Source organism: Limnohabitans sp. 2KL-1, assembly GCF_003063435.1.
In the GTDB taxonomy this organism is placed as follows: domain Bacteria; phylum Pseudomonadota; class Gammaproteobacteria; order Burkholderiales; family Burkholderiaceae_C; genus Limnohabitans_A.
Genome location: NZ_NESL01000002.1, coordinates 139,390 through 162,225, shown reverse-complemented (window position 1 = coordinate 162,225; position 22,836 = coordinate 139,390). Strand labels below are relative to the sequence as shown.

General features: G+C 59.6%; 19 protein-coding genes, 1 tRNA gene and 1 riboswitch. Of the genes, 1 reads left to right on the top strand and 19 read right to left on the bottom strand.

All coding sequences use genetic code 11. The features are described from left to right. Positions 1 to 1,116: 1,116 nt before the first annotated feature. From B9Z47_RS05380 to B9Z47_RS05310, 16 genes are all read right to left on the bottom strand, one after another. Positions 1,117 to 2,313 (bottom strand): helix-turn-helix domain-containing protein, encoded by a 1,197-nt coding sequence (locus tag B9Z47_RS05380; RefSeq protein WP_146185755.1) that lies wholly within the window; start codon positions 2,311 to 2,313, stop codon positions 1,117 to 1,119. Between the two features lie 180 nt (positions 2,314 to 2,493). Further along, on the bottom strand, positions 2,494 to 4,194 hold the full coding sequence (locus B9Z47_RS05375) for a recombinase family protein (RefSeq protein WP_108330233.1): 1,701 nt from the start codon (positions 4,192 to 4,194) through the stop codon (positions 2,494 to 2,496). An 11-nt stretch (positions 4,195 to 4,205) separates the two neighbouring features. Next, positions 4,206 to 4,379 carry a hypothetical protein gene (locus B9Z47_RS18535; RefSeq protein ID WP_158271622.1) on the bottom strand — a complete coding sequence of 58 codons (174 nt, stop codon included), beginning with the start codon at positions 4,377 to 4,379 and terminating at the stop codon, positions 4,206 to 4,208. Positions 4,380 to 4,593: 214 nt separating this feature from the next. Continuing rightward, positions 4,594 to 5,814 carry a site-specific integrase gene (locus B9Z47_RS05370; RefSeq protein WP_108330232.1) on the bottom strand — a complete coding sequence of 407 codons (1,221 nt, stop codon included), beginning with the start codon at positions 5,812 to 5,814 and terminating at the stop codon, positions 4,594 to 4,596. Between the two features lie 377 nt (positions 5,815 to 6,191). Further along, positions 6,192 to 6,267, bottom strand: a tRNA-Asn gene (locus B9Z47_RS05365). A gap of 79 nt (positions 6,268 to 6,346) precedes the next feature. Further along, entirely contained in the window at positions 6,347 to 8,557 is a 2,211-nt protein-coding gene (locus B9Z47_RS05360; protein WP_108330231.1) for a TonB-dependent siderophore receptor, read from the bottom strand. Positions 8,558 to 8,623: 66 nt separating this feature from the next. Then, a riboswitch (TPP riboswitch) is annotated at positions 8,624 to 8,726 on the bottom strand. Between the two features lie 27 nt (positions 8,727 to 8,753). After that, complete coding sequence (locus B9Z47_RS05355) at positions 8,754 to 9,791, bottom strand: NAD(P)/FAD-dependent oxidoreductase (RefSeq protein WP_108330230.1); 1,038 nt, start codon at positions 9,789 to 9,791, stop codon at positions 8,754 to 8,756. A gap of 58 nt (positions 9,792 to 9,849) precedes the next feature. After that, the gene (fdxA, locus tag B9Z47_RS05350) at positions 9,850 to 10,179 is read right to left on the bottom strand and encodes a ferredoxin FdxA (RefSeq protein WP_108330229.1); all 330 of its coding nucleotides are present in this window, start codon (positions 10,177 to 10,179) and stop codon (positions 9,850 to 9,852) included. A 115-nt stretch (positions 10,180 to 10,294) separates the two neighbouring features. Continuing rightward, a complete protein-coding gene (locus B9Z47_RS05345; RefSeq protein WP_108330228.1) occupies positions 10,295 to 11,575 on the bottom strand; it encodes a sulfate adenylyltransferase subunit 1 in 1,281 nt (426 codons plus the stop codon). A gap of 117 nt (positions 11,576 to 11,692) precedes the next feature. Continuing rightward, the gene (cysD, locus tag B9Z47_RS05340) at positions 11,693 to 12,622 is read right to left on the bottom strand and encodes a sulfate adenylyltransferase subunit CysD (RefSeq protein ID WP_108330719.1); all 930 of its coding nucleotides are present in this window, start codon (positions 12,620 to 12,622) and stop codon (positions 11,693 to 11,695) included. Between the two features lie 160 nt (positions 12,623 to 12,782). Continuing rightward, positions 12,783 to 13,538, bottom strand: coding sequence for a phosphoadenylyl-sulfate reductase (locus B9Z47_RS05335; protein ID WP_108330227.1), 756 nt, complete (start codon positions 13,536 to 13,538; stop codon positions 12,783 to 12,785). 71 nt (positions 13,539 to 13,609) lie between these two features. Next, positions 13,610 to 13,984 (bottom strand): DUF934 domain-containing protein, encoded by a 375-nt coding sequence (locus B9Z47_RS05330; protein WP_108330226.1) that lies wholly within the window; start codon positions 13,982 to 13,984, stop codon positions 13,610 to 13,612. A gap of 18 nt (positions 13,985 to 14,002) precedes the next feature. Then, positions 14,003 to 15,814, bottom strand: a complete 1,812-nt coding sequence (locus B9Z47_RS05325; protein ID WP_108330718.1) for a nitrite/sulfite reductase — start codon at positions 15,812 to 15,814, stop codon at positions 14,003 to 14,005. 20 nt (positions 15,815 to 15,834) lie between these two features. Next, on the bottom strand, positions 15,835 to 16,626 hold the full coding sequence (locus B9Z47_RS05320) for a sulfite exporter TauE/SafE family protein (protein WP_108330225.1): 792 nt from the start codon (positions 16,624 to 16,626) through the stop codon (positions 15,835 to 15,837). Between the two features lie 288 nt (positions 16,627 to 16,914). Then, positions 16,915 to 17,190, bottom strand: a complete 276-nt coding sequence (locus B9Z47_RS05315) for a plasmid stabilization protein (protein ID WP_108330224.1) — start codon at positions 17,188 to 17,190, stop codon at positions 16,915 to 16,917. A gap of 4 nt (positions 17,191 to 17,194) precedes the next feature. Then, on the bottom strand, positions 17,195 to 17,470 hold the full coding sequence (locus B9Z47_RS05310; protein ID WP_108330223.1) for a prevent-host-death protein: 276 nt from the start codon (positions 17,468 to 17,470) through the stop codon (positions 17,195 to 17,197). Positions 17,471 to 17,687: 217 nt separating this feature from the next. On the opposite strand from B9Z47_RS05310, the gene B9Z47_RS05305 reads away from it, so the two are divergent. After that, positions 17,688 to 18,887, top strand: coding sequence for an ABC transporter substrate-binding protein (locus B9Z47_RS05305; RefSeq protein ID WP_108330222.1), 1,200 nt, complete (start codon positions 17,688 to 17,690; stop codon positions 18,885 to 18,887). A gap of 65 nt (positions 18,888 to 18,952) precedes the next feature. On the opposite strand, the gene B9Z47_RS05300 is transcribed toward B9Z47_RS05305, so the two are convergent. The 3 genes from B9Z47_RS05300 to B9Z47_RS05290 all read right to left on the bottom strand — a co-directional run bounded on the left by B9Z47_RS05300 (position 18,953) and on the right by B9Z47_RS05290 (position 22,645). After that, complete coding sequence (locus B9Z47_RS05300; RefSeq protein WP_108330221.1) at positions 18,953 to 20,260, bottom strand: SPOR domain-containing protein; 1,308 nt, start codon at positions 20,258 to 20,260, stop codon at positions 18,953 to 18,955. A 153-nt stretch (positions 20,261 to 20,413) separates the two neighbouring features. Beyond that, positions 20,414 to 22,291: an FAD-dependent 5-carboxymethylaminomethyl-2-thiouridine(34) oxidoreductase MnmC gene (mnmC, locus tag B9Z47_RS05295; protein WP_233253667.1), complete on the bottom strand. Its 1,878-nt coding sequence runs from the start codon at positions 22,289 to 22,291 to the stop codon at positions 20,414 to 20,416. Between the two features lie 81 nt (positions 22,292 to 22,372). Next, the gene (locus tag B9Z47_RS05290; RefSeq protein WP_108330220.1) at positions 22,373 to 22,645 is read right to left on the bottom strand and encodes an oxidative damage protection protein; all 273 of its coding nucleotides are present in this window, start codon (positions 22,643 to 22,645) and stop codon (positions 22,373 to 22,375) included. Positions 22,646 to 22,836 lie beyond the last annotated feature (191 nt).

Sequence of the window (22,836 nt, the reverse complement as noted above, 5' to 3'; positions counted from 1 at the left end):
AAGGAGCCTACTGGTGTTGATGCAAGTGACCCCCATGAAGATCTACAGACGTCATTCGAGCAGGCTGTAAAGGATCGATTCAAATCAATGCCTATTCATGAACTTGAGAGTGCTTGGATAGCTTGTGATATTTGCCTTGCGCAGTGGCCCTATCTGCCTCTCGCTTTCAGGCTGCAGCAGGCAAATGAAGGCACACCGGATTGGCTGGCGGTGTTGGACCAACTTGCCAAGACCACGTGGACAGCTGATGCCATTCAGCGACTGATTGGTTACGATGTAATAGGTCGTTACATTGCGCGGCATCCAAATACACCCTTGGCTGTCCGTGAAGCAGTTCTTGAGCAATTGTCAAAAGATCCAGATGTCTGGGAGCGTCGATTTTCGGCTGAGAGCCATTTCACACCTGTTCATGTTCTTGAGGTGTTGGCGAAAGACAAGGACAGTTCAGTGCGTAGTGGCGTTGCAGCGAACCCTTCGACTCCTACATCCGTAATGGAGGAATTGACTAAAGACAAAGATGATTTTGTGCTTTTGGGAATAGTCCGAAATCCGTCGATATCAACAGATCTTAAGTGGGCACTAGCACAAAAAAAAGAACACTTCTTACGAAGCAGCATTGCCGAAAATCCAGTTACGCCCGTGGACTTACTTGAAGTTTTGGCCAAAGACAAAAACAGCGAAGTGCGAATAAGTGTTGCCAAGAACAGTTCTACGCCCGCGAGCATCCTGGAGGTAATGGCGAGAGACTCAAACAGTGATGTATGTCGAAGCGTTCTTCAGCAAAATTTAGTTCCTGTGATCGTCTTAGATGCATTAGCGAAAGACAAGAACAGCGGCGTACGCAGCGTCGTCGCCAACCATACCGCCACTCCTGGCAGTATTTTGGCGGCATTGCCAAATGCGTGCACGCGAACACGCCGCTGCGGTGAAGAGCCTGATCCAGTCGGCCACGCTCAATGGGCAGGATCCGCACGTACACCTCAAGGACGTGATGGACAAGCTGCTCACCTAGCCGAACAGCCGCGTCAATGAGCCTTTCACCATTTGTTTGAATGGCCCAAAAAAGCCGGCGAATATCGCCGGCTTTTAGAGGTTGCACAACTTTTTATTTAAGCATCATGTAGTTTTTTGACGATGCATTCGGGTATGTTTCAGGATGGATTCCTCAATCATGGAATTGAGGTCAACACCATATTTTTCAGCCCAGATGCGTTGTTTTTGCGCTCTCTTGAATAACGAAATCCGTTTCGGGTATTCGTTTTCTTTCAGTCCCAGTGCTTTGCAGCGCTGTTGCATTTGCTCCCACGCCCTTACGACTGTCTGTTTTGGCCTAGCAAGTTCTTCAGAAATGATGTTTTCAACAGCATCACTCCAGTCTCGCCGAGTTTTTTCAGGCTGTTTTGTGGGCACCCATGGAACAAAATGCATTGAACCTTCGAAATATTGCCAACGACCTCCTGCCTTGCGAGCCCTTGATGCCAGTGCTGGCGTATCAAAGACAGACCATTCAAGCGATGCTTGAATGTGGGAAGCATCTCCACATTCGCCCATTTCACCCAAACGCTGCTGCGTCAGTGCAAAGAGAGCCTCCCTGTGAATTGCTGCATCGTGGCCCACGCGAACACCCAAGGATGAGTTGGCGAGCAACAACTTTGCATCTCCGGTTTCAAGCCATCCAATAGGGACGTTTAGTACCCGCGCAAGCTTTTCCAAGTTGGTGGGCTTATTCAACCCCTTTCCCCAGCGCCTTACCAGCTCTCGCGTCACCCCTATTGCTCGGCCAATCTGAACATCCGTCATGAGTTGATAGTCACGTGCCAAACGAATCCGCTCGGGCAGCGTCGTATCTTTAGAGTCTACGCGAGCTGCCTTTTCATTGACGCGGGCCTCAAGCTTTCCAAGCACCAGTGGGTCAAAGCGACGCAATCTCCCCACTTTTCCGGCTTGGGTTCTGAACCCCGCTTCCTCTAAAAATCCTTTCTTGCGAAGCCTAAGAAATTTTCGCATCGCTTCCACGTATTTGCACTGATTTGCCTTTTCAAATAGAGACATTAGATTTTTCCTTTTTAAGTTGTCTCTCAAGAAAATTCTTGAGAGCTGCAGTCGCTTGTTGAACAAGTTGTGCATAAAGGTATAGCGCGACATTAAAAAGTTCTTGGCCTCAAAAATGTAAAAACTTCCACTTTTTGGGTTACCGCATAGACGACCTGGTGCCGCACAATCTAAAAACATGCGGTGTTCCCGGCAATCTGTCGGATCGGAGTCACCACCCAACAACGAAAAATATTTTTTAAAACGATCAGACAGCAGCACGGATAGCGCTGGGTGGACCGTTTTTGGTCATCAAATTGACCTTGGGTGCTCTGGATAAGACTAGGTTTTGTACTGTTTTGGGACCCAAACGATACAAAAAAACCTGCTGTTTGTGGGGCAGGTTTTTTGTGTAGTGCTTAGATGTTCTTGCGTTCAAGAAAGTAAGCCGCCATTGGCATCCTAGGCGTTGGGTGCGACCAACACAGGCAATCCCATCATTTCGGCGCTCCAATTCGGCCCGGTCTTGGTTGCGTTTATGTAACTAAGCTCGAACCGTGCTTCGTATTGCTGGTCAACTTGCGTGCCGACGTCATTTGTGGCGGCCGAAAAAACCGCCCCCATGGCAAATCGAAGTTTGAAGTACGCGGTGTGAGTGCCGTTCTTGCCTTCATAGACCGCAACGGGAAACAGTCGGCTGAGTAAAGCTCTCAGGCGCTCAGGTGGGAAACTGCCATCAAAAAGCTTGTCAATCAGTATCTCGGGGTGCGCCTTTAGCTGAGCTTCAATAGCGTGGGCGTTGACTTGTTGCAGGCCGCTCTGGAGCTGTTCGTGGCGCGCTTGAGTCTCCTGCAGACGCAGCCGTGATTCTTGGTACTGGGCTTCTAAAAGCGGGTCGTCGGTATCCAGGTTGCCCAGCATACGGGACATCCTCTCCATTGTCTGTCGAAGCTTGCGCATCCGTTCTTCGCACTGGCGAACTTCCTCCTGAGCCCCGCCTGTCAGTCGTAACTTGAGTGCATTGCGAAATGCGACAATGAACTCCGGTGTCATGAATTGTTGCAAGGCCAGTTTCAGCATGACCGAAACACCATCCACTCCTACGGTCGTTGTTTCTCTGTGTCTCTGGTTGTCTGTACCCTTGGCAATCATGCAGTCAGGGCAGTAAATCGAACGAGAGCGTTGCTTGGCCGTCACATTCATAGGTCTGGTGCAGCACGCGCAAGTGAAAATGCTGCTGAAGGCGTGTTTGCCGCCGCCATAGCCCGAACGGCTGACCTTGTTTTGATTGCAGATGTCCCACAACTCGTCGCTGACCAACCGCAGTTGCTCACGCACGTAGGCCACAGACTCCACCTTGGCGTTCATATCACGCATTTTCTTGCGGAAGGCAACCGAACCCCTGAAGAAAAACATGCCCTTATAGATGGTGTTTTGCAGCATGTTCTTGACAGCTGAAGGCCTCCAGTAGCCCCCATCGGGGTTGCGTGCTTTGCGTCGGCAAGCAATACCTGAAGTATTGAGCCAACTCGCAATCTGGTGCATGGATTGTCCACGTGATCGCATTTCGAAGACCTGCTTTACGATGTCGGCCTCTTGTTGCTTAACAACCCAATGCGTGCCTATCGAATTCCCGACTGCGTCGTATTCGCGGCGGGTCTGGTAGCCGTAAGCGGGTGCGGCAATCATGAAACCACGCTTGAGCTGACCCTCCATGCCACGCGCTACCCTAAATCGGAGGTTTCGGCTCTCTTGTTGAGCCAGCATGCCTTTGAGTGCCAAGGGCAGTTGCCAATCTGTATTGTTGGTATCGGTGCCGTCGCAAGTGAGCAGCCTGCGCCGCTTGTCTCGCTCCAGCGTCCTCACGAGCTTGGCCTGCTCGACACCATCGCGGCTGAGACGACTGAACTCGTCGACCAGCAGCACGTCGAATTTTCCTGCGTGCCAGTCGGCCATCATTTGTGTGTAGCCCTCTCGTTTGGAAGTGTCTTCATCGCTGGCGGTGAGCGCGGCATCTGTATAGAAAGGCACTTCGCCTTGAATGCCGAACTTGTGTTGCGCGAGTTCGCGGCATCGCCGGATTTGGTCTTCTAGCGAAGTGTCGTTTTGCTTTTGGCAGGAATAGCGGGCATAGATTGCCACGGATAAATTTACAAAGTTCATAGGAAATCCTTTTATGAATCAGCTTTTTGGTTAATGACAAGATGTGCTGCAGCGATCGCCGCCAGTACATCGGCCAACTCCCGAACTGCCGGTGCAAGGACTCTCGCTGAAGCAGTCAGTTGATTGGGTATAGGGTTCTGATTCGCACGAACAGGCGTTTTTTGGGAAATTTTTTTCGATTTCATAAATCGCTGGCCTTTTAGGACAATTTTTTTGACTGAATTTTTTGTGGTGATCGCGCACACTCATGTGCAGCTGTGTGTGCGCATGAGCATCTGGGCTTGGACCTGTTTTGAGCGCACACGAACAAAGACGCACGGGCCCGCCCTGTAGGCAAGCCGTGCGTTTGTGGTTAAAGATGACAGCATGGCCAAATGGCCATGCTCACTTTCTGGGTCACTATTGCTTGAGTGCTGATGGCAAGCCTGGCACGCAAAAGCTCTTGAGCGAGTAATTGCTGACAGGCAGGCTGTTTAGCGCAATACCTTGCGTTACTAAACTGATGGTCGCTTTTTGATTGCTCTCGTCATCGCATGCCTGGGGTGGTGCCTTGACATTCACCCCTTGACTTGCCTCCTGAGCCTTAGCCAACCGCATTTGACGACGCGCTTTGCTGCCTTCGTTCATCAGGTCAACGTTCTCGACGCGCTCTTCATCCGTAGGATTGAAGTACCGCGAGGCCATCTTGTCCGACTTCCATCCCATGCTGTCTTTCAACATCAAATGTGTTCCGTGCGGTGCCCGTTGGCTTGCAACCTCATGTCGAATGTCGTGGAATCGAAAGTCTTTGATGCCTGCGACCTTGCATGCTTTGCGCAAGGCGTCCCCCATGCCGTTGACATCATAAAAACCCGAAATGATGTGTTCACTCTGGCGTGGCAGCGACGCCAGCAGTTCAACAGCCCCCATGGTCAAGGCAACACGTCGTCGATCCTTGTTCTTGGTGTGAGGCAGGACCAGAATACGTTTGTCCAAATCCAAATCGCACCACTTGGCTTTGAGTATTTCGCCCGACCGCATGCCTGTCTCCAAAGCCAGCCGCAAGGCAGCATCCAACCAAATGCGCGTGCTGCGCGCTTCTTCTCGGTGGACTGCTGCGAATAGTTTTTTGTACTCTTCTTCCGTCAGTCGTCGCTCACGAGCTGGGTTGGCACGTGGTTTGGAGATGCTTTTGAGAGGATTGGTCAGAGGCCAGCGCCACTCATTTATGGCGATTGTGTACAGATGCGACAGCAAGGCCAATTCCAGTCGAACGGTTGTTCCGCTGACCGTTGCGAGCCGCATGTCGCGGTAATTCACGAAGTCGAGGGCGTTGAGCTCGGCCATGCTCTTTGAGGCAATGGGGAGTCTGGAGAACATCTTGATGCGTGCCAGCTCGTTTTGAGGCTCGCATTTGTTGACGGTGACCTTCTCGCCGTACATTTGCAAAGCTTGTGCCAAGCTAATCTTGGTCATGGAGCTGCGGTCCTGAAAGGAGCCGGCATCTATTTGAGCCTCCACGGCCCTGGCCCAGCTTTCGGCTTGGGCTCTGGTTTCGAAGGTTTTGGTTTGTGGGCGGTGCCCCTTGCGGCGGATCAACGCTTGAAATTGATACGGACCCCGTTTGGAAATAGTAGACATTAAATTCTCCAGGTTAAAAAACGGTATAGGTAAGCAATATTGGGTTTTCGGCCTTTTCGTAACAAATTGTTACAACTTCGTGTGTTTTTCGTGACGTCCTCGTACCGTACGCATGTGCGCCTGTCGCAAGGTCTCGTGAAACCTCTGCATCAGTTCTGAGGGGAGATGGATGAGGTGGCCGCCAAATTGATGGCGAAGTGATCGTGCACTGAGGGATGTAAAGGCATGCCATGAAGGGCTCCTGAAAGAGCGTGGCATGCGACAGCAGAAATTGCGGGGTATTTGGGCCAGTTTTCCGGAGGTGTCGCAGAAATGTCGCAAAAACGGGCTCAGAAACGAAAAAGCCCGCTTTTGGCGGGCTAAGTCGTTGTTTTTATTGGCTCCTCAACCTGGGCTCGAACCAGGGACCTACGGATTAACAGTCCGGCGCTCTACCGACTGAGCTATTGAGGAACAGCTTTGAATTATAGAGCGATTTTTGGGGCGTTTTGAGAGGAGGCCGCAGTTTTTTTAAAAATCTGCGGCCGCCATTTCAGAAGCTGGCTTTCATGCCGACGCGCAAGGTTCTGGGGGCACCGGCATACAGGTAGACATGGCCAAATTCCTTGGGCGATTCACGCCAGTAGTGGCGGTCCGCCAGGTTGTCCACGGCCAATGTCCATTGCGTGCGTGTGCCCGCGATGCGGGTGTCGTGATGCAGGGCCCAGTCCAGCGTGGTCCAGCCCGGCAATTGAACGCTGCCGTCTTCGGTGGCATGGCGTTCGGCCTCATGGCTCAGGCGCAGGCTGGTGCGCAGGCCAGGCAGCTGGCTGAAGCGGTATTGCGCCAGGCCGCGCAGCGTCATGCGGGGCACGTTCAAGGCGCGTTGGCCATTGATGCTGGGGTCGATCACGGCGTTTTGGCGCAGGGCTTCGATCCAGGCCGCACCCATGTCCAGCGACCAGGGGCCTTGTGTGGTGCCTGCGGCCAACTCCAGCCCGCGGTGCCGGGCTTCACCGTCGATTTGGCGTGTGCAGGTGTTGACTTCGTCGCAGGTGCCGGCATCACCGGATTGGGGCCGCGTGATGTCAAACAGGCTGGCTTGCCAGCGGGTGCGCGTCCATTGGCCTTTGATGCCAATCTCGTATTGCTCGCTGCGCAGTGCGGGCAGGGCTTGCCCGGCGTTGGTGTAGCGGCTTCGGTTGGGCACGATGTCGGTTTCTATTCCCTCACCGTAACTGCCGTAGACCAGATAGGCGGGCGTGATCTGGTGGGTGATGGCCAGCCACGGTGTGTTGAAGCTGCGCTCGTCCTGCACGGCGCGGCTGCCGTCGGTGCGCACGCTGGCCCGGTTCAGGCGCGTGTGGCGCATGCCCAGCCAGAGTGCAGTGTTGGCGCTCAGTTCAATGCGGTCCTTCAGCGCGATTTCGGTGGTGTATTCGCTGCGGTTGGTGTTCAGGTCGCCCGGTGTGGGCTGGGCTTCGGGGCTGTCAGACGTGCCGTCGATGTTGCCCGTGCCCGCCCAGTTGTAGGCTTGCTGGTCGGACAAGCGGTCCAAGAGGCGGCTGCGCATCACGCTCACGCTCAAATCATGGCGCAGGCCAGCTAGGCGAAGTTGGCCGCTGAGTTCGGTTTGCAGGGCATCGCTGCTGCGGCGCTCGTTGTCACTGCGGTAGTCGTACAGGTCAAAGCCGCCATTGCTGCAGTATTTGTCGCCCAGCCAGTCACCGCTGGGTAAGGTGCAGCCAAAAGCAAAGCTCAGCCGGTCGTCGGTGCGCAGGCGCTGTGCGCCGTATTGCGTGGCCCACAGCCAGCCGCCGTCCAGGTTCTGCTTGAAGCGCAAGGTGCCGGAGGTGCCCGCAAAAACGCCGGGCACCGACCAAGCTTGGCGCGTGATGTTGCGGCTGCCGTCCACCACGGCCGGCAGCGTGGGCACACCATTCAGCGGATCGGTGGCGTTGGCCAGCAGGCTGTAGCCGTTGACGCCGATTTGCTGGCGCACGCTGCGCTCCATGTCCCACTCCAGGCGGCTGTCGGCCGTGAGGCGCCAGTCCATGGCCAGCGCCATGAGCGTGCGGTGGCCTTCGGTGTTCTGGATGTAGGGGTTCAGGTTTTCATAAGCGGCATTGAAGCGGTAGCCCAAAGCTTTGTCCTGGCCAAAGCGGCCGCCCAGGTCCAGGCTGACGCTGCTGCTGTGGCCGGGGCCGTAGCTGGCGCTGACCGTGCGCAGGGTCTCGTCCTTGGCCGTGGGGGGGCGTTTGACCACGTAGTTGACCAAGCCACCCGGCGCGCTGGTGCCGGCCTGGATGCCGCTGGTGCCCTTGAACAGCTCGATGCGCTCCTTGTTGTCCATGCCGATCATGGTTTCGGCCGAAATCGGCAGGCCTTCGCGGCGGTAGTTGTAGCGGTTGTCGAGTTTGTAGCCGCGCACGCTCAGGCTGTCCCAGTAAGCGGGTGAGTTGTAGCTGTCGGCCACGCTCGCGTCCAGGCGCAGGGCGTCGGAGACACGCTGCGCACCAATGTCCTGCAAGGTCTGGCTGTCGATGGTGATGGCGCTGAAGGGTGCTTTGCGCAAAGGCACATCGCCAAAGCCGCTGACCTGTGAAGGGGCCGACTCGGTGATGGTGATTTCAGTGAGCGACTGCGCCTGAGCGCTGCTCAGGCAGAGCAAGGCCACCGCGCTGGCGATGTGGGTGGTGCGAGATGCCCAACGGTCAGAAGACCGGCGAGCTGGAGACGAAAAAAATGGCGAAAAAAATGCCATGACGTTTTCCTTCAACGTAATGGCAGGTCGGCTGGCTGGGAACGTGCTGCGCCCCGAGTTGGACGCCGTTCTTTTGACAAGCTTCCCTGCGCGAGGATTACCTCAATCAGGTTCAAAGGGACTTTCTCAGTCGAAGACCTCACGGCCCTCAACACCCCTAGCGGATGCGCCGCAAACATGCGACGCGGGTTGGATTCTATGCGATGCCCAAACGCTGATGCAGCAAGGTGGAGGTGGTGGTGTACTGCAGCAGGGTCTTTTCTTCGGGGCGCAGCAAGGCTACGGCACCAAAAGCGGCGAGCGTGGCTTCGTGGAAGCCGCAGAGGATGAGTTTCTTTTTGCCCGGATAGGTGTTGATGTCTCCGACAGCAAATATGCCGGGCTCCGACGTGGCGAAGTTTTCGGTGTTGACCACCAGTTGCTTGCGCTCCATGGCCAGGCCCCATTGCGCCACCGGTCCCAGCTTGGGAGACAGGCCTAGGCAGGTTTGCAGCACATCCAGCGGCAACCACTCGGTGTCACCTTGCGGGTTAAGCAGCTCCAGTGCCTCCAGCCGACCCGCCGCGCTGCGCAGGCCGGTGGGCTGCCCGGCCACAAAGCGCATGCGGCCTGCCGCGCAGGCTTGGCGCATCTGCGCGATCAGCTCGGGCGTGGCGCTGAATTGGTCACGGCGGTGCAGCAGCGTCACGCTGGCGGCTGCTTGTGGGCCTTCGATGGCACTCAAGCAGGTCTGCAAGGCGGTATCGCCGTCTCCGGCCACCACCAGGTGCTGCCCCGCCCAGCGCGCGGGCGCGGGGTGTTCGGCAAAGACCTGGGTGCCTTCAAAGACGCTCAGGCCATCAAGCACCATGCGGCGCGGCACAAAAGCACCCACGCCAGCGGCAATGAACAAGGTCGGTGTGTGGAATGTGAGGCCTGAGCCAGTGGTGACCTTCAGGCGTTGATCGGGCAGGCGCTCAACGCTGTCAACTTGTTGGCCCAGATGCAACGTGGCTTTGAAGGGCGCTATTTGTTGCTGCAAGCGCTCGACCAATTCGCTGCCGGTGCAGAACGGGATGCCGGGGATGTCGTAAATCGGCTTGCCCGCGTACAACTCGGCGCACTGACCGCCCACATGGGGCAGGGCGTCGATGACGTGGCAGTGGATGCCTTGCAGCCCGAGCTGGAACACCTGAAACAGGCCCACGGGGCCTGCGCCAATGACCAGCGCTTCGGTGTCGATGGGGTGGGTCATGCGGGGTGTCCAGAAAAAAGGCCGGAAATTCCGGCCATGGGGATCATGCGCGATGCAATCAGCGGATCAGTTCGGCCAGCTTGCCGCTCTTGTCTTTCCACTGCTCGGCATCGGCCATGGGCGCTTTGCGCTTGGTGATGCTCTTCCAGCCGGGCAACAAGGCCAGCTCGGCATTGAGCTGGGTCATGTGCTGTTGGTCGGCCGGCAGGTCTTCTTCGGCATAGATCGCGTTCACGGGGCACTCTGGGATGCACACGGCGCAGTCAATGCACTCATCGGGGTCGATGGTCAGGAAGTTGGGGCCTTCGCGGAAGCAATCCACAGGGCAAACGTCCACACAGTCGGTGTATTTGCACTGGATACAGGATTCGGAAACAACGTGGGTCATGATGGACTCGGAAAATGGGGCTGCGCAGTCAGATTAGCGCGGAACCGTGGATTTTAAAGGAGATCGTTGAGCACCTTGTGAGCCAGCCCCTGCTGGGCAAGGGGTTGAAGGTGAATCAATTGACCAACACAGCCCCTGAGGTCTTGTGGCTGGCGGTGTCCACCAGCACCAGCGCGCCCAGGATGCGCGACTGGGCAAAGGGCAGGGTGACCAGCGGCTCTTGCAGGGCCAGGGTGACGTGGCCGATGGCGTTGGGGAGCAGCTCGGTGGCTTCTTCTTCGGCCAGGGTGTTCACGTCCAGGCGGTGCACCACGCGCTGCACTTTGACCTTGACCCAGCGGTGGCCGTGCAGCGCCCAATACAGGCGCCCAGCGACCAGGGGTTCGTCGTCCATCCAGGCGATGGTGGTGCTCAGCTGGCGCTGGCCTTCGGGGGCGCCAACGGCAGCCAGCAGCCAATCGCCACGCGACACGTCCACCTCGCGGTCCAGCACGATGCCTGCGCTGTGGCCTGCGGCCTTGTTTTGCGGCTGGCGGGTGGCGCTCAGTACCTGCGACACCACGGCGGTCTGGCCGCTCGGGAAGACCTTGATGGTCTGGCCCGGCTCGATGCTGCCAGTGGCCACACGGCCCCAGAACACGCGGCGGCCTTGGGTGGTCACGCCGGAGTCGTGAAACTTTTCGACCCACTGCACCGGGAAGCTGAAAGCCACATCGGTCTCGGCAGGCGTGACGGGCAGGTCTTCGAGGATGCTGAGCAGGCTGGGGCCGGTGTAGCCGCACCAGTCGCTATGACCATTGTTGTCGGTGTCCACCACGTTCCATCCCTTGAGGGCCGATACGGGCACCATGGCGGTGATGGTGATCCCGGCTTCTTTGGCAAATTTTTCCAAAGCCCCCGCGATGTTTTTGTACGCCACGGTGGCATCGGCCACAGCGTCGAGCTTGTTGATGGCGAACACGATGGACGGCACGCGCAGCAGGTTGACCAGCAGCGAGTGGCGGCGGGTTTGCGGCAGCAGTTGCAGGTCGGGGTTGGCCCAGTCGAGCTTGATGGCATCGACCAGCACCACGGCGGCGTCGGCACTCGATGCGGCCGTGACCATGTTGCGGGTGTACTGCTCGTGACCGGGCGCGTCGCCAATGATGAACTTGCGCGCTTCGGTGTTGAAGTAGCGGTAGGCCACGTCAATGGTGATGCCTTGCTCGCGCTCGGCGGAGAGGCCGTCGGTCAGCAAGGCCAAATCGGTTTCGCCAGAGCGTTGCACGCCGGCCAGGTGGTCTTGCAGCACGGCCTTGGTGTCCACCAGCAGGCGGCCAATCAGCGTGCTCTTGCCGTCGTCAACCGAGCCGCAGGTGATGAATTTGAGTGCAGAAAAGTGTTGTTCGTTGTGCATGATTCGTCTTTTGTTCGTGTTCTGTGGGAGCGAGCCCCTGCTCGCGAATGGTGATGCTCCTTGAGCGCCCATTCGGCCGCAGGGGCGGCCTCCCACAGGGGATGGATCAGCTATAGGTCAGAAGTAGCCATCCTTCTTGCGCTTCTCCATCGAAGCCTCGGACGTCTTGTCGTCCATGCGGGTCGCGCCGCGCTCGCTCACATCGGCGGCCAGCGTCTCGATCACGATCTGCTCGGGCGTGGCCGCATCGCTTTCCACCGGGCAGGTGCAGGTGATGTCGCCCACGGTGCGGAATCGCACGTCACGCACCACGACTTTTTCGCCGTCTTTGGGCGGGGTCAGCTCTGTCACGGGCACCAGCAAGCCTCGGCGGTCCACCACTTCGCGCTTGTGCGTGTAGTAGATCGACGGCAGCGCAATGCGTTCGCGGGCGATGTACTGCCACACGTCGAGCTCGGTCCAGTTCGAAATGGGGAACACGCGGAAGTGCTCGCCCGGCTGCAGCTTGTGGTTGAACAGCGTCCACAGTTCGGGGCGCTGGGCCTTGGGCTGCCACTGACCAAAGCTGTCGCGGTGAGAAAAGATGCGCTCCTTGGCTCGGGCTTTTTCTTCGTCGCGGCGGGCGCCACCGATCAGCGCGTCAAAACGGAATTCTTCGATCGCTTCGAGCAGCGTGACCGACTGGTGCACGTTGCGGCTCTCGCCGGGGTGGGCCAGTCGCACGGTGCCACGCTTCATCGAGTCTTCGACGTTGCGCACGATGAGTTCTGCGCCGAGCTCTTTGGCACGCGCGTCGCGGAAGTCGGTCACTTCGGTGAAGTTGTGGCCCGTGTCGATCATCAGCAGCGGGTAGGGGATGCGGCCTGCGCCGAAAGCTTTTTCGGCGCACTTGAGCATGACCAGCGAATCCTTGCCGCCCGAAAACAGCAGGGTGGGGCGCTCAAAGGCGGCGGCAACTTCGCGCAGGATGAAGATGGTCTCTTCTTCCAGCGCATCCAGGTGGCTGTTGCTCAGGGTGTGCAACTCGGTTTGTGTCATGGCATTCATGTTCATTTCTCTTCAAATTCGGTCAAGTCGTTGACGGGGTGACCCGCAACGGTTGACGTGATGTGGGGTGGGCTCGGGGGCGCAGGGGGCGACGATGTGTGGCGCGAAGCGACTTCTGAGGAGCCCACTGTGCCCCCGAGTCCGCCCCACATCAGACTCATCAAGCTTTGACGTGCAAGCCGCATTCCTTGGCCGCCTCGTCTTCCCACCACCAGCGACCGGCGCGGAATTCTTCGCCCAGGCTGATGGCGCGGGTGCAGGGCGCGCAGCCGATGCTCGGGAAGAACTGGTCGTGCAGCGGGTTGTAGTCCACTTGGTTCTCAGCGATGTAGTGCCACACATCGCCCCAGGTCCATTTCGCCAAAGGGTTGAACTTGGCCAGGTTTTTCGTGGCTTCTTCGCTGGTGTCAAGCAGCGGCACCTCGGCGCGGGCCGTCGATTGTTCTTGGCGCAAGCCGGTGATCCAGGCGCGTTGGCCTTGGAGTGCGCGGGCCAGCGGCTCCATCTTGCGCACGCCGCAGCATTGTTTGCGCAGTTCGATGCTTTGGTAAATCGCGTCTTGGCCTTGGTCGCGCACGAACTGGATGACCGATTCCTGCACGGGGCGAAACACGTTGATCGGCGCACGCGAGTGCGCCTGGGTCCGCTCCAGCAGGGCCAGGGTTTCGGTGTGCAGCGCGCCGGTTTCCAGCACGAAGACCGGGATGTCGAGCTGCAAGTGGTTGATGAGGTGGGTGATCACCACGTCTTCGGCACCGAGACTGGAGGCTTGGGTGACGGGGGAAAATTCAGCGGCAGCGCGTTGCAGCAATGCCCGGGTTTCGGCCAGTTTGGCGGCAAAGTCGGGGCTGGCTTTGGCGTGCAAATCGGTGGCCTTGGCCGGGGCGTTGCGAGAGGCAATGAAGGAAGAAGTCATGTGGTTACGCGTCATCGCGAGCGCAGCGTGGCGATCCGGCACTGGGCTGCCGCGCTTCGCTCGCAGTGACGTCAGGCCTTTGCAAAATGAGGTTGCGTCTCGACGGCCGAGCCTTGGTAGAAACCGGCATAGCGGTCCAGCTGGCGCTGGGCGGCACTGGCATCCACGCCATCGGCCAGCACGGCCACGTCGAAGCCGGTGCGCTGCATTTGCACCAGCTGGTCGATCAGCACGTCGCCTGTGGCACGCAGCTCACCGGCAAAACCCAGTCGACGACGCAGCAAAAAGGCTTGGCTGTAAGCGCGGCCATCGGTGAAGGCCGGGAACTGCAGGTCGATGCGGGTGACACCGTTCAGGTCGAGCGTGCGTGGGTCCAGGTCGTTGGCGAGTTCCAGGACGCCGGTTTGGCTGGCGGTCTGGTGTTCTTGTTTGGAAATGATTTTCATGTGTTGCTTTCCCTGTGCTCAGACCGTTTCAGCGTCTGCGGCTGGATGGCGGGCTGCGTTGGCGGCGGCCTTGAACGGGTCCTGGCCGACACGGCGCAGCGTCTCGATGAAGGCTTCTTGCTTGCCGTTGGCAGCTGCCACGCGCACTTGCTTGTAGGTCTCGAGGATGGCTTCGATCACGTCGGGCACCTCGAACGAGGAGAACGACGGGCCGACCACCTTGCCGGGCGTGGCCGCGCCGGACAGGTCTTTGCCGTCCGATCCGCCGAGCGTGACCTGGTACCACTCCTTGCCGTCCTTGTCCACGCCCAGGATGCCGATGTGGCCCGAGTGGTGGTGACCGCAGGAGTTGATGCAGCCGCTGATGTGGAAGTCGATGTGGCCCAGGTCTTCGAGTTCGTCCAGGTCTTGGTAGCGCTCAAGAATGGCGCTGGCCGTCGGGATGGAGCGGGCATTGGCCAGCGCGCAGTAGTCGCCGCCGGGGCAGGCGATCATGTCGGTCAAGAGGCCAATGTTGGGCTGGGCCACGCCCAGTGCCTTGGCTTCGAGCCACAGGGCGTGCAGCTGGTCCAGGCGCACCCAGGGCAGCAGCAGGTTTTGGGTGTGCGACACGCGGGCTTCACCAGCCGAGTATTTCTCGATCAGGGCCGCAGCGGCATCCAGCTGTTCGGCTGTGGCATCGCCCGGGGCGTAACCGGGGCGCTTGAAGGACAGCGACACGGCGCGCAGTTGCGGATTGCGGTGCGGACGCACATTGCGCGCCAGCCAGCGGGCAAAGGCGGGTGTTTTGGCCGCTTCGATGCTGAGGGCCGCTTCGGCCTGGGCCAGCCACTCGTCTGTGTTTTCGGGAAGCTGAAGGGCAGGGTCTACAAACCCGGCTTTCACGCGGTCGAGCTCGGCTTGCGGCAGGGTGTGGGGTGCGCCGTCACGCTCCAGGATTTCACGGAACTCGGTCTCGACTTCGTCAAAGTAGCGCTGGCCTTCGGCCTTGACCAGTATCTTGATGCGGGCCTTGTACTTGTTGTCGCGGCGGCCCCAGCGGTTGTAGACGCGCACCACGGCTTCGAGGTAGTTCATGATGTCCTGCCAGGGCAAGAACTCGCGGATGACCACGCCATTCACCGGGGTGCGGCCCATGCCGCCGCCCACCAGCACCTTGAAGCCGACTTCGCCCGCGTCATTCTTGAGCACTTGCAGGCCCACGTCGTGCCAGCCAATCGCGGCGCGGTCTTCGGTGGCGCCCGTGATGGCGATCTTGAACTTGCGCGGCAGGTGCGCAAATTCGGGGTGCAGCGTGCTCCACTGGCGGATCAGCTCGGCATAAGGGCGCGGATCGACCACTTCGTCCACGGCCACGCCGGCCAGCTCGTCGGTGGTGGTGTTGCGGATGCAGTTGCCGCTGGTCTGGATGCCGTGCATGTTCACGGTGGCCAGCAGTTCCATCACGTCGGCCGATTGGTCGAGCGGAATCCAGTTGAACTGCACGTTCTGGCGGGTGGTGAAGTGGCCGTAGTTGGTGGTCAGTTGAGGGGCCAGGCCCGGCAGCTTGTCTTGTGTGGCCTGAGCTTCGGCCAGCAAAGCAGCATCAGGCGTGTCGAACTCACGGGCGATTTTGGCCAGGACCTTGATTTGGGCGGCGTTGATTTCGCCGTAAGGCACGGCCACGCGCAACATGGGGGCGTAGCGCTGCACATACCAGCCGTTTTGCAGGCGCAGGGGGCGGAATTGTTCGTCGGTCAGCTGACCGTTTTGCCAGCGCTCCAGCTGGTCGCGGTGCTCTGCGGCGCGGGCACGAACAAAGGCTTTGTCAAATTCGGTGTACTGGTACATAGAGGTGAGGACAGAAAAAATCAGATCAGGACCAGCTTGGTGCCAGCCCATGCGAGGAGCACGGACAGCAAAGAGCGGATCACGCGGTCAGGGGTGTGGTGTGTCAGGCGCGAACCCAGCCAGATGCCGGGGAGTGAGCCGGCCAGCAGCTTGGCCAGAAGTGGCCAGTCCACCGAGCCCAGCGAGGCATGGCCCAGACCGGCCACCAACGTGAGTGGCACGGCATAGGCAATGTCGGCCGCCACGATGCGCGGCAAGGGCAGGAGAGGATACAGCACCAGCAGCACCGTCACGCCAATGGCACCTGCGCCCACCGAGGTCAGCGTGACCAGGGTGCCGATCAGCGCGCCAAACAGCAGCGGCAGGCTCCAGTGGCGGGGTGTGCTGGCATGGGCTTCGTCGGCTGCTGCCAGGTGGCGAGGCACTTGTTTGCCGCGCACCGCCTTGTAAAGCATGGCCGCTGCCGTCAGCAGCAAGGCCACGCCCAGTGTGGTGGTCATCAGCGACTGCACTTGGGGATCGGCCGGGCCGACCCAGTGCAAAAAGCCCAGGGTGACGAGGCAAGCCGGGATGCTGCCCGCACTGAGCAAACCCACCACGCGCCAAGGCACGATGCGCTGGCGTGCAAAGCTGATGGTGCCGCCCAGCTTGGTGAAAGCGGCAAACAACAAGTCGGTGCCGACCGCCATGTAGGGCTTCACGCCAAAGAAAAAGATGAGCAGCGGCGTCATCAGCGAGCCGCCACCCACCCCCGTCAGGCCCACGATGGTGCCAACGAAGAAACCTGCAAAGACATAAGCCAAATCAACCATGGGCGAGACTGTAAAGGCGCTTTATGCTGAAACCAACGATTTTTTAGTTGGGTATATATGCCATATGCTTATAAGAAGTGGGTCCGTGCCTTCGTCTGCGATTTGTTCAGCTCTCCAAAGTTCAGCAGAGGGTCCCCAACATCATGTCGATGTTCACTCGGAGTCGAGGCGCGTTGAGCGAGCGCTGCTCACTGGCAAGCCATCGCCCTCGCTGCGCACCCTGCAAAAATACGCCCAAGCCGTGGGCAAGCGGGTGCAGATTTTGTGGGTGTAGCCAGCCAGCCCCAGTCAATACACCGTATCGTGATCGCCCACATTGATGAGGATGATTTGCTGGTCTTGAATGATCAGCTCTAAGGTGATGCGGTATGACAGGTTGATCGACACCGAGTGCAAGCCTGCCAGACGACCCGACAAGGCATGCAAACGCAAAGACGGGTGGTGTGGATTGAGCTCAAGTAGCCCCAGTGTTTTGGCGTAGGGGTTGCGCAGCTCGGGGTGGCGTTTGAAAAACCGTACCGCACGGCGCATGTAGCCGTCGGTGATGACCAGCGTGTAGGGCACGGCCTTAGTGCGCGCTTGTGTCGTTGAGCAATGCGTCCAGGCGTGCCATGTGGTCTTGTGCGCTTTCTTGCACAGCACGGCCTGCTGCGACGTCAGCTTTGCTTTGCATCAGTGCCGCTTCAAGCTCACATTCGCGCAAGTAGTGGTACTGCGCCATGTCCATGACCACAAACCGATCTTTGCCGCGTACCGAGATGGTGGCCTCGGTGTGGTTGATGAGCACGGATTCAATGGCCGCAATGCCGCGTACTTTGAGGTCGTTGGCTGTGAGTTGTGTCATTGCGGGATCCATTTAAATTTCAATGGTCGCGATTATTGGTGTTGTCAATCGTGCTGTCAATCATGCGTATTGGACCCATACGCCATGGTATTTTTGTGGCCGAGGCCGACCCTTGCAATTCCCCTCATGACTTCAGTTTTGTGCGTCAAGTCAGCAACAGGCCAAAAACGGGCTGCTACAGTCGCACTTTTGCGACGTTAACCCTAGGACTATTTTTATGAACCGCCTTATTGCCACCGGTCTGCTGACCGCCGCCGCCACGACCACCGTCATGGCCCAAACCCCGATCAAAATCGGGGAAATCAACAGCTATTCCGCCATTCCGCAGTTCACCCAGCCCTACAAGCAAGGCTGGCAGCTGGCGGTCGAAGAAATCAACGCCCAAGGCGGCTTGCTGGGCCGCAAGGTCGAAGTCATCGCCCGGGACGACGCCGGCAAGCCCGAAGAAGCTTTGCGCCATGCGATTGAGCTGAGTTCCAAAGAAAAAGTCGATGTGCTGGCCGGGGGCTTTTTGTCCAACGTGGGCCTGGCCCTGGCCGACCACGCCGCCAAAAACAAACGCCTGTTTGTGGCCAGTGAGCCGCTGACCGACGCCATCGTCTGGGACAAAGGCAACCGCTACACCTTCCGCCTGCGCCCCAGCACTTACATGCAAGCGGCCATGCTGGTCGAAGAAGCAGCCAAGCTGCCCGCCAAGCGCTGGGCCACCATCGCGCCCAATTACGAATACGGCCAAAGCGCGGTGGCCAGCTTCAAGGAGCTGCTCAAAGCCAAGCGCCCCGATGTGGAGTTTGTGGGCGAGCAGTGGCCCGCCCAGGGCAAGATCGACGCGGGCAGCACCCTGACCGCCACCATGGCCAGCAAACCCGACGCCATCTTCAATGTGACTTTTGGCGCGGACCTGGCCAAGCTGGTGCGCGAAGGCAACCAGCGCAATGTCTTCCCCAAGACGCTCGTGGTGTCGCTGTTGTCCGGCGAGCCCGAGTACCTGGAAGTGCTCAAAGACGAAACGCCCAAGGGCTGGATCGTGACCGGCTACCCTTGGGACCAGCTCGACAACAAAGAACACGCCAGCTTTGCGGCCAACTACTACAAGAAGTTCAACGAGAACCCCAAGGTCGGCTCGGTCGTGGGCTACGCCACCATGCAGGCCATCTTTGCGGGCATCAAAAAAGCCAACTCGACCGACAACGAAAAGCTGGTCATCGCCATGCGCGGCCTGAAATTCAGCACCCCGTTCGGCCCGGCCGAGTTCCGTGCGATTGACCAGCAGTCCACCATGGGTGCCTATGTCGGCAAGCTCGACTTGCGCGGTGGCAAGGGCACGATGGTGCAGTGGCGCTATGCCGACGGCAAGCACTACCAGCCTACGGACGCTTATGTGAAGGCGCGTCGCCCGGCCGAGGCCTCAAAGTAAGGCTGCATCCAGGACAGTTGTGCAAAGCACCGTTGAGCGGCCGCTAAGCCGTGCTGTCCCCGAGGTCAAGGCCGGGCCTGAGCCTCGCGCGGGCTTGGCGCCAGGCTTTGCTGCAAGACCCGGGACACTTCTTCAATGTGTGTCTGGGGCGGCAGTTGTTGGCGTGCCTTGAAATTTTGGGCGCGTTCTTGCGAACGAAAAGGTCCCGTTACGACCAGGTAGCGGGCAGGCGCACCCTTCAGTGATTGGAGCATGACGATGCGGGCGTTGGCCAATTCGGCTTGCGCCTTGATCAGTCGCTGGGCTTGCTGGGCGCTTTCAAAAACCCCGTGTTCCAGCACGAAGCTCTCTTTGGGCAAACCGGCCAGCCAGCGGTGGCCGCGGATGGCCACATCGGGCATGGCCGCACGCAGCGGTGTTGGTGGCTGCGTGGTGGTGTCACTGGCGGCCCATCCGGGCAGCCGGTCGGGCGCAGAAGTCGGGGCAGCAGGTTTTGCCGGGGTTGGCGCAGCAGGCTCCCGGGGCATGGATTCGGAGCCTGTCACGGCATGCGGTGCCAGGGTCTCGGCTGTAGGCGGGGTGGGCGTGCCTGTGGCTGGCCCCAACGCCGGGGTCGGGTTCGACAAGGCTGAACCGGTCAGGCCCGCAGCAGGGCGTTCGCCGGGGGGTGATGCAGGCCACATCAGCAAGAGTCCTGCCCCCAAGAGCAGCGCCATCAGCAAACCGATGGCGGCGGTTTTGTAGGGTTGGGGTGTGATGGCGGTGCGCCGTATCTGCGGCTGGGGCACGAGGGCCCATGTTGCAGGCGCTTGCCCTGGCACCACCGGCAGAGAAGTCAGAGCAGGCGGTGCAGGGCGATGGTCGGCCCCATCGATCTGCCATTTCAGCCAGTGCTTCATGTCTTGGTTCAGCAGGGTTTGCTTGTCAGGGCTCAGGGGCGTTGACGCATTCAAGAGCAGCACCCAGCGGATGGTCCAACCGGGAAAATGGGCATTCAGGCGCAGCAATAAAAACAATTCATCGGCGGACAGGTATTCGGCGTCGTGCACAAACCAGATGCCTTCCGGTGCGAGCGCAGGGCCAGGCGGCGTGAGCTGCCGCAGGTTTTGCTGGCTGAGTTTTTCGTTGATTTGGCCCAGCAGATTGGCTGGTTGCTGTCCCGAAAAATGGGTGATCGCCATGTCCGGCCATTGGCTTTGCCAATGCGCCTGCAGCGACTGTGCCAGGCCCAGCAGCAAGACGTTTGCGGGACGCCAGACCATCAGGCTTTGGCCCTGGTGCAACACGGCGTCAGCAAATTCCGACAGGTCTGGGGCGGCCCGAACGGTCGGTTCGATGCGGGCGTGTTCTGGCGAGGAGGACCAAGAAGTCATGGCGGGCAAGGCAATTCGAAACAGGGCTTTGATTAGACACCAACCAAAGTGCACATTCCCGCTTTTCAAATTCTTACAGGGTTTTCAGATGTGAACCTGATGCCCAGCCGGGGCTTGCCTTCGGTGATGGGGGTGGTTGTGTGAAATTTGAATTCAGTGACGCGCAAACCGCTGGGCCATCAGGTGTTTGGCCAGCGACGGGGCGAGCGGCAGCGGTTCGTTGTGGAGCCAGGCTGCCGTGAGTTCGCCACACAAGACGGCCAGGCTGATGCCCCGGGCGCCCATGCCTGCACTCATCCACAAACCCGGGTAGCGTTGTTCATCGATCGGGCCGACTGCGGGCAGTCGGTCGGGCAGAGTGCAACGCAGTCCTGCCCAACCCTGGACGCCCCCTGAATCGAACGACGGTTTCAGGGCATGACCCAACTCGGGCAGCAGTTTGGCCAGGCGCAGTTGGTTGGCGGCATGGTCCGTCTCGCGCACCGGTGCCTGCGTGCAGTCGCGCTCAAACGTGGAGCCGATGTACCAACTGTGTTGTCCTTGTGGCGAGGGCACGCCGTGGATGAAACTGCCGTGACCGTTGACCGGAAAAGGGGGTAATGGTTGGCGCTGCGCCTCGTTCAGCTCGGTCATCGCGCCGTAACTTATTTGCCCGCGCAAGGGGTTCAGCGGCACGGACAGCTCGGGCAGGTTGTTGAGCAGGGCCATGCTGTCGTAGGCGCTGGCGATCACCAGCAAAGGGGCTTGGCCCAGCACACGGCCCTGCGCGTCCAAGGCTGACCAGCTCTCGCCGGTGCGTTCGATGCGATCAATGCGCTGCCCCCACAACACCTGCACACCAGGGGTTTGCAGCTGCGCTGCGACCAGTTGACGGGGGCGTATCCAGCCCGCCAAGCCATGCCACAGCGCTGAGGATGTTTCAGGCACGCCGGCCGCAGCGATTTGTGCCGCCGATGCCGGCGTGCTCCAGGTGTGTCCTGCTGCCGGCCAGGCATCACCCGCTGGCAGGCTGCGTTTGCCTTCGACGCGGTGCTCCAACACGCCCGAGTGTGCCCAATCGCTGCCTGCTTTCAACACCGATTGCGCCCGTTGCAGCGTGGCGCGCACCCCCGCACGGCTGATGCGTGACAGCACGCTGTCATCGGGCGAGACATGCGGTGCCGCCAAACCGGCGGGCAAGCCGGATGCGCCTGCGCCCACCCCGCTGCCCTGATCGATGACGGTGACCGACCATCCCCGCATGGCCAGGCTGTGCGCGACAGCCGAACCCGACAAGCCCGCGCCAATCACCAAGGCTTGCAGGGGCTGGGGCGGCAAGCTTTGTCGCAAACGCTGGCGCGGGGTCCAGGCGGGCTGGTAGCGTGCTGTGACGCTGCCGGTGGCGCTGAAGCTCGGTTGTGCAAAGCCACTTGGGTGCCATGCCGGATCAGCGTCCAGCAGGTCGGGCGCAGCGTTCTCGGTGATCAGCAAATGGGTGCCCGTTTTGCACAAGCGTGACAGGGCGGGCCACGGGATCTGTGGACGCTGTGAAACGCCGCGCTGGGCATTCACGCCCTGCAAGGGTGACGCACAGGGCGCTGCGCCCGATGGGGGCGGTTCGGATGACAAAAAGGCTTGCGTGATCCACAGGCAGTCTGCGGCGGTGTCCAGCTCGCGCAGCATCTTGTCGGGTTCACCGACGCACACGGTCAGTTGTACACGTCCACCGTCAAGCACCAGCCGGTGCATGCCCGGCATCAGTCCGTGCCACAAAGGCATCAAAGGGTCGGTCAGCGCTTGCAGTTCAGGCCAGCGGCGCGCGATGCCCTGCCAGTGCTCTGCACAGGGCCATGCCAGGCCGACCGCGGTGTAGAAAAGCCGGGAGGACCTGTGCGCGGTGTTGCGCCACGCCTGCCAGCTGCTCAAAAAATGCAGGCCCAGGCCAAAGCCGATCTCCACCACATGCCAAGGGCGGGGCGGTGGTGCTGCCGCAGTGGCGTCGGCGGTGTGGGTGTCCAGCGCATGCCTGACTTGGTCTTGAACGTGGGTCAACCAGGCTGTGTCGTTTGCTGACGGTCCTTGCTGTTCCCGCTTGGGGGGCTCAGAAGTCAATGTGCCGGTCACACTGCCCGTTCAGGCTGCCGGCGGCACATAGCCTTGCGCAGCATCTGCCCCTGAGCCAAAGAAATGCTGTTCCATCTGGCGAGCCAGGTACTGGCGGGCGCGCAGGTCGGCCAGGTTCAGGCGGTTTTCGTTGACCAGCATGGTCTGGTGCTTGAGCCAGTCGGCCCAGGCCTGCTTGCTCACGCTTTCCCAGATGCGTTTGCCCAGTTCACCGGGGTAGGGCGCAAAGTCCAGACCTTCTGCTTCGGTGCCGAGTTTGATGCATTGAACGGTGCGTGCCATGGGTTTCCTTGTGCTTCTAAATAGAGATTGGTTATACGGATATAAAATCTTAGTATTTCCAGTTGTGTGCAATCCGCTGGACAATACAGCCCTGTCATACAACAGCGACTGTTTGCGCGTGGTCTTTCAAGCCCGCAACTGTAGCAAGCTTCTGCATCCCTTTATGGCCTGGGGTTTGTCTCCTGGCCCTA

What these genes read in the sequence shown, in the direction of transcription:
- B9Z47_RS05290 (WP_108330220.1), bottom strand. Translation starts at nt 22,645, where the DNA reads ATGGCACGCACCGTTCAATGCATCAAACTCGGCACCGAAGCAGAAGGT.
- B9Z47_RS05320 (WP_108330225.1), bottom strand. Translation starts at nt 16,626, where the DNA reads ATGGTTGATTTGGCTTATGTCTTTGCAGGTTTCTTCGTTGGCACCATC.
- B9Z47_RS05355 (WP_108330230.1), bottom strand. Translation starts at nt 9,791, where the DNA reads ATGACCCACCCCATCGACACCGAAGCGCTGGTCATTGGCGCAGGCCCC.
- B9Z47_RS05330 (WP_108330226.1), bottom strand. Translation starts at nt 13,984, where the DNA reads ATGAAAATCATTTCCAAACAAGAACACCAGACCGCCAGCCAAACCGGC.
- B9Z47_RS18535 (WP_158271622.1), bottom strand. Translation starts at nt 4,379, where the DNA reads ATGAAATCGAAAAAAATTTCCCAAAAAACGCCTGTTCGTGCGAATCAG.
- B9Z47_RS05360 (WP_108330231.1), bottom strand. Translation starts at nt 8,557, where the DNA reads ATGGCATTTTTTTCGCCATTTTTTTCGTCTCCAGCTCGCCGGTCTTCT.
- B9Z47_RS05310 (WP_108330223.1), bottom strand. Translation starts at nt 17,470, where the DNA reads ATGACACAACTCACAGCCAACGACCTCAAAGTACGCGGCATTGCGGCC.
- B9Z47_RS05300 (WP_108330221.1), bottom strand. Translation starts at nt 20,260, where the DNA reads ATGACTTCTTGGTCCTCCTCGCCAGAACACGCCCGCATCGAACCGACC.
- B9Z47_RS05305 (WP_108330222.1), top strand. Translation starts at nt 17,688, where the DNA reads ATGAACCGCCTTATTGCCACCGGTCTGCTGACCGCCGCCGCCACGACC.
- B9Z47_RS05335 (WP_108330227.1), bottom strand. Translation starts at nt 13,538, where the DNA reads ATGACTTCTTCCTTCATTGCCTCTCGCAACGCCCCGGCCAAGGCCACC.
- B9Z47_RS05325 (WP_108330718.1), bottom strand. Translation starts at nt 15,814, where the DNA reads ATGTACCAGTACACCGAATTTGACAAAGCCTTTGTTCGTGCCCGCGCC.
- fdxA (WP_108330229.1), bottom strand. Translation starts at nt 10,179, where the DNA reads ATGACCCACGTTGTTTCCGAATCCTGTATCCAGTGCAAATACACCGAC.
- B9Z47_RS05370 (WP_108330232.1), bottom strand. Translation starts at nt 5,814, where the DNA reads ATGTCTACTATTTCCAAACGGGGTCCGTATCAATTTCAAGCGTTGATC.
- B9Z47_RS05345 (WP_108330228.1), bottom strand. Translation starts at nt 11,575, where the DNA reads ATGCACAACGAACAACACTTTTCTGCACTCAAATTCATCACCTGCGGC.
- B9Z47_RS05375 (WP_108330233.1), bottom strand. Translation starts at nt 4,194, where the DNA reads ATGAACTTTGTAAATTTATCCGTGGCAATCTATGCCCGCTATTCCTGC.
- cysD (WP_108330719.1), bottom strand. Translation starts at nt 12,622, where the DNA reads ATGAATGCCATGACACAAACCGAGTTGCACACCCTGAGCAACAGCCAC.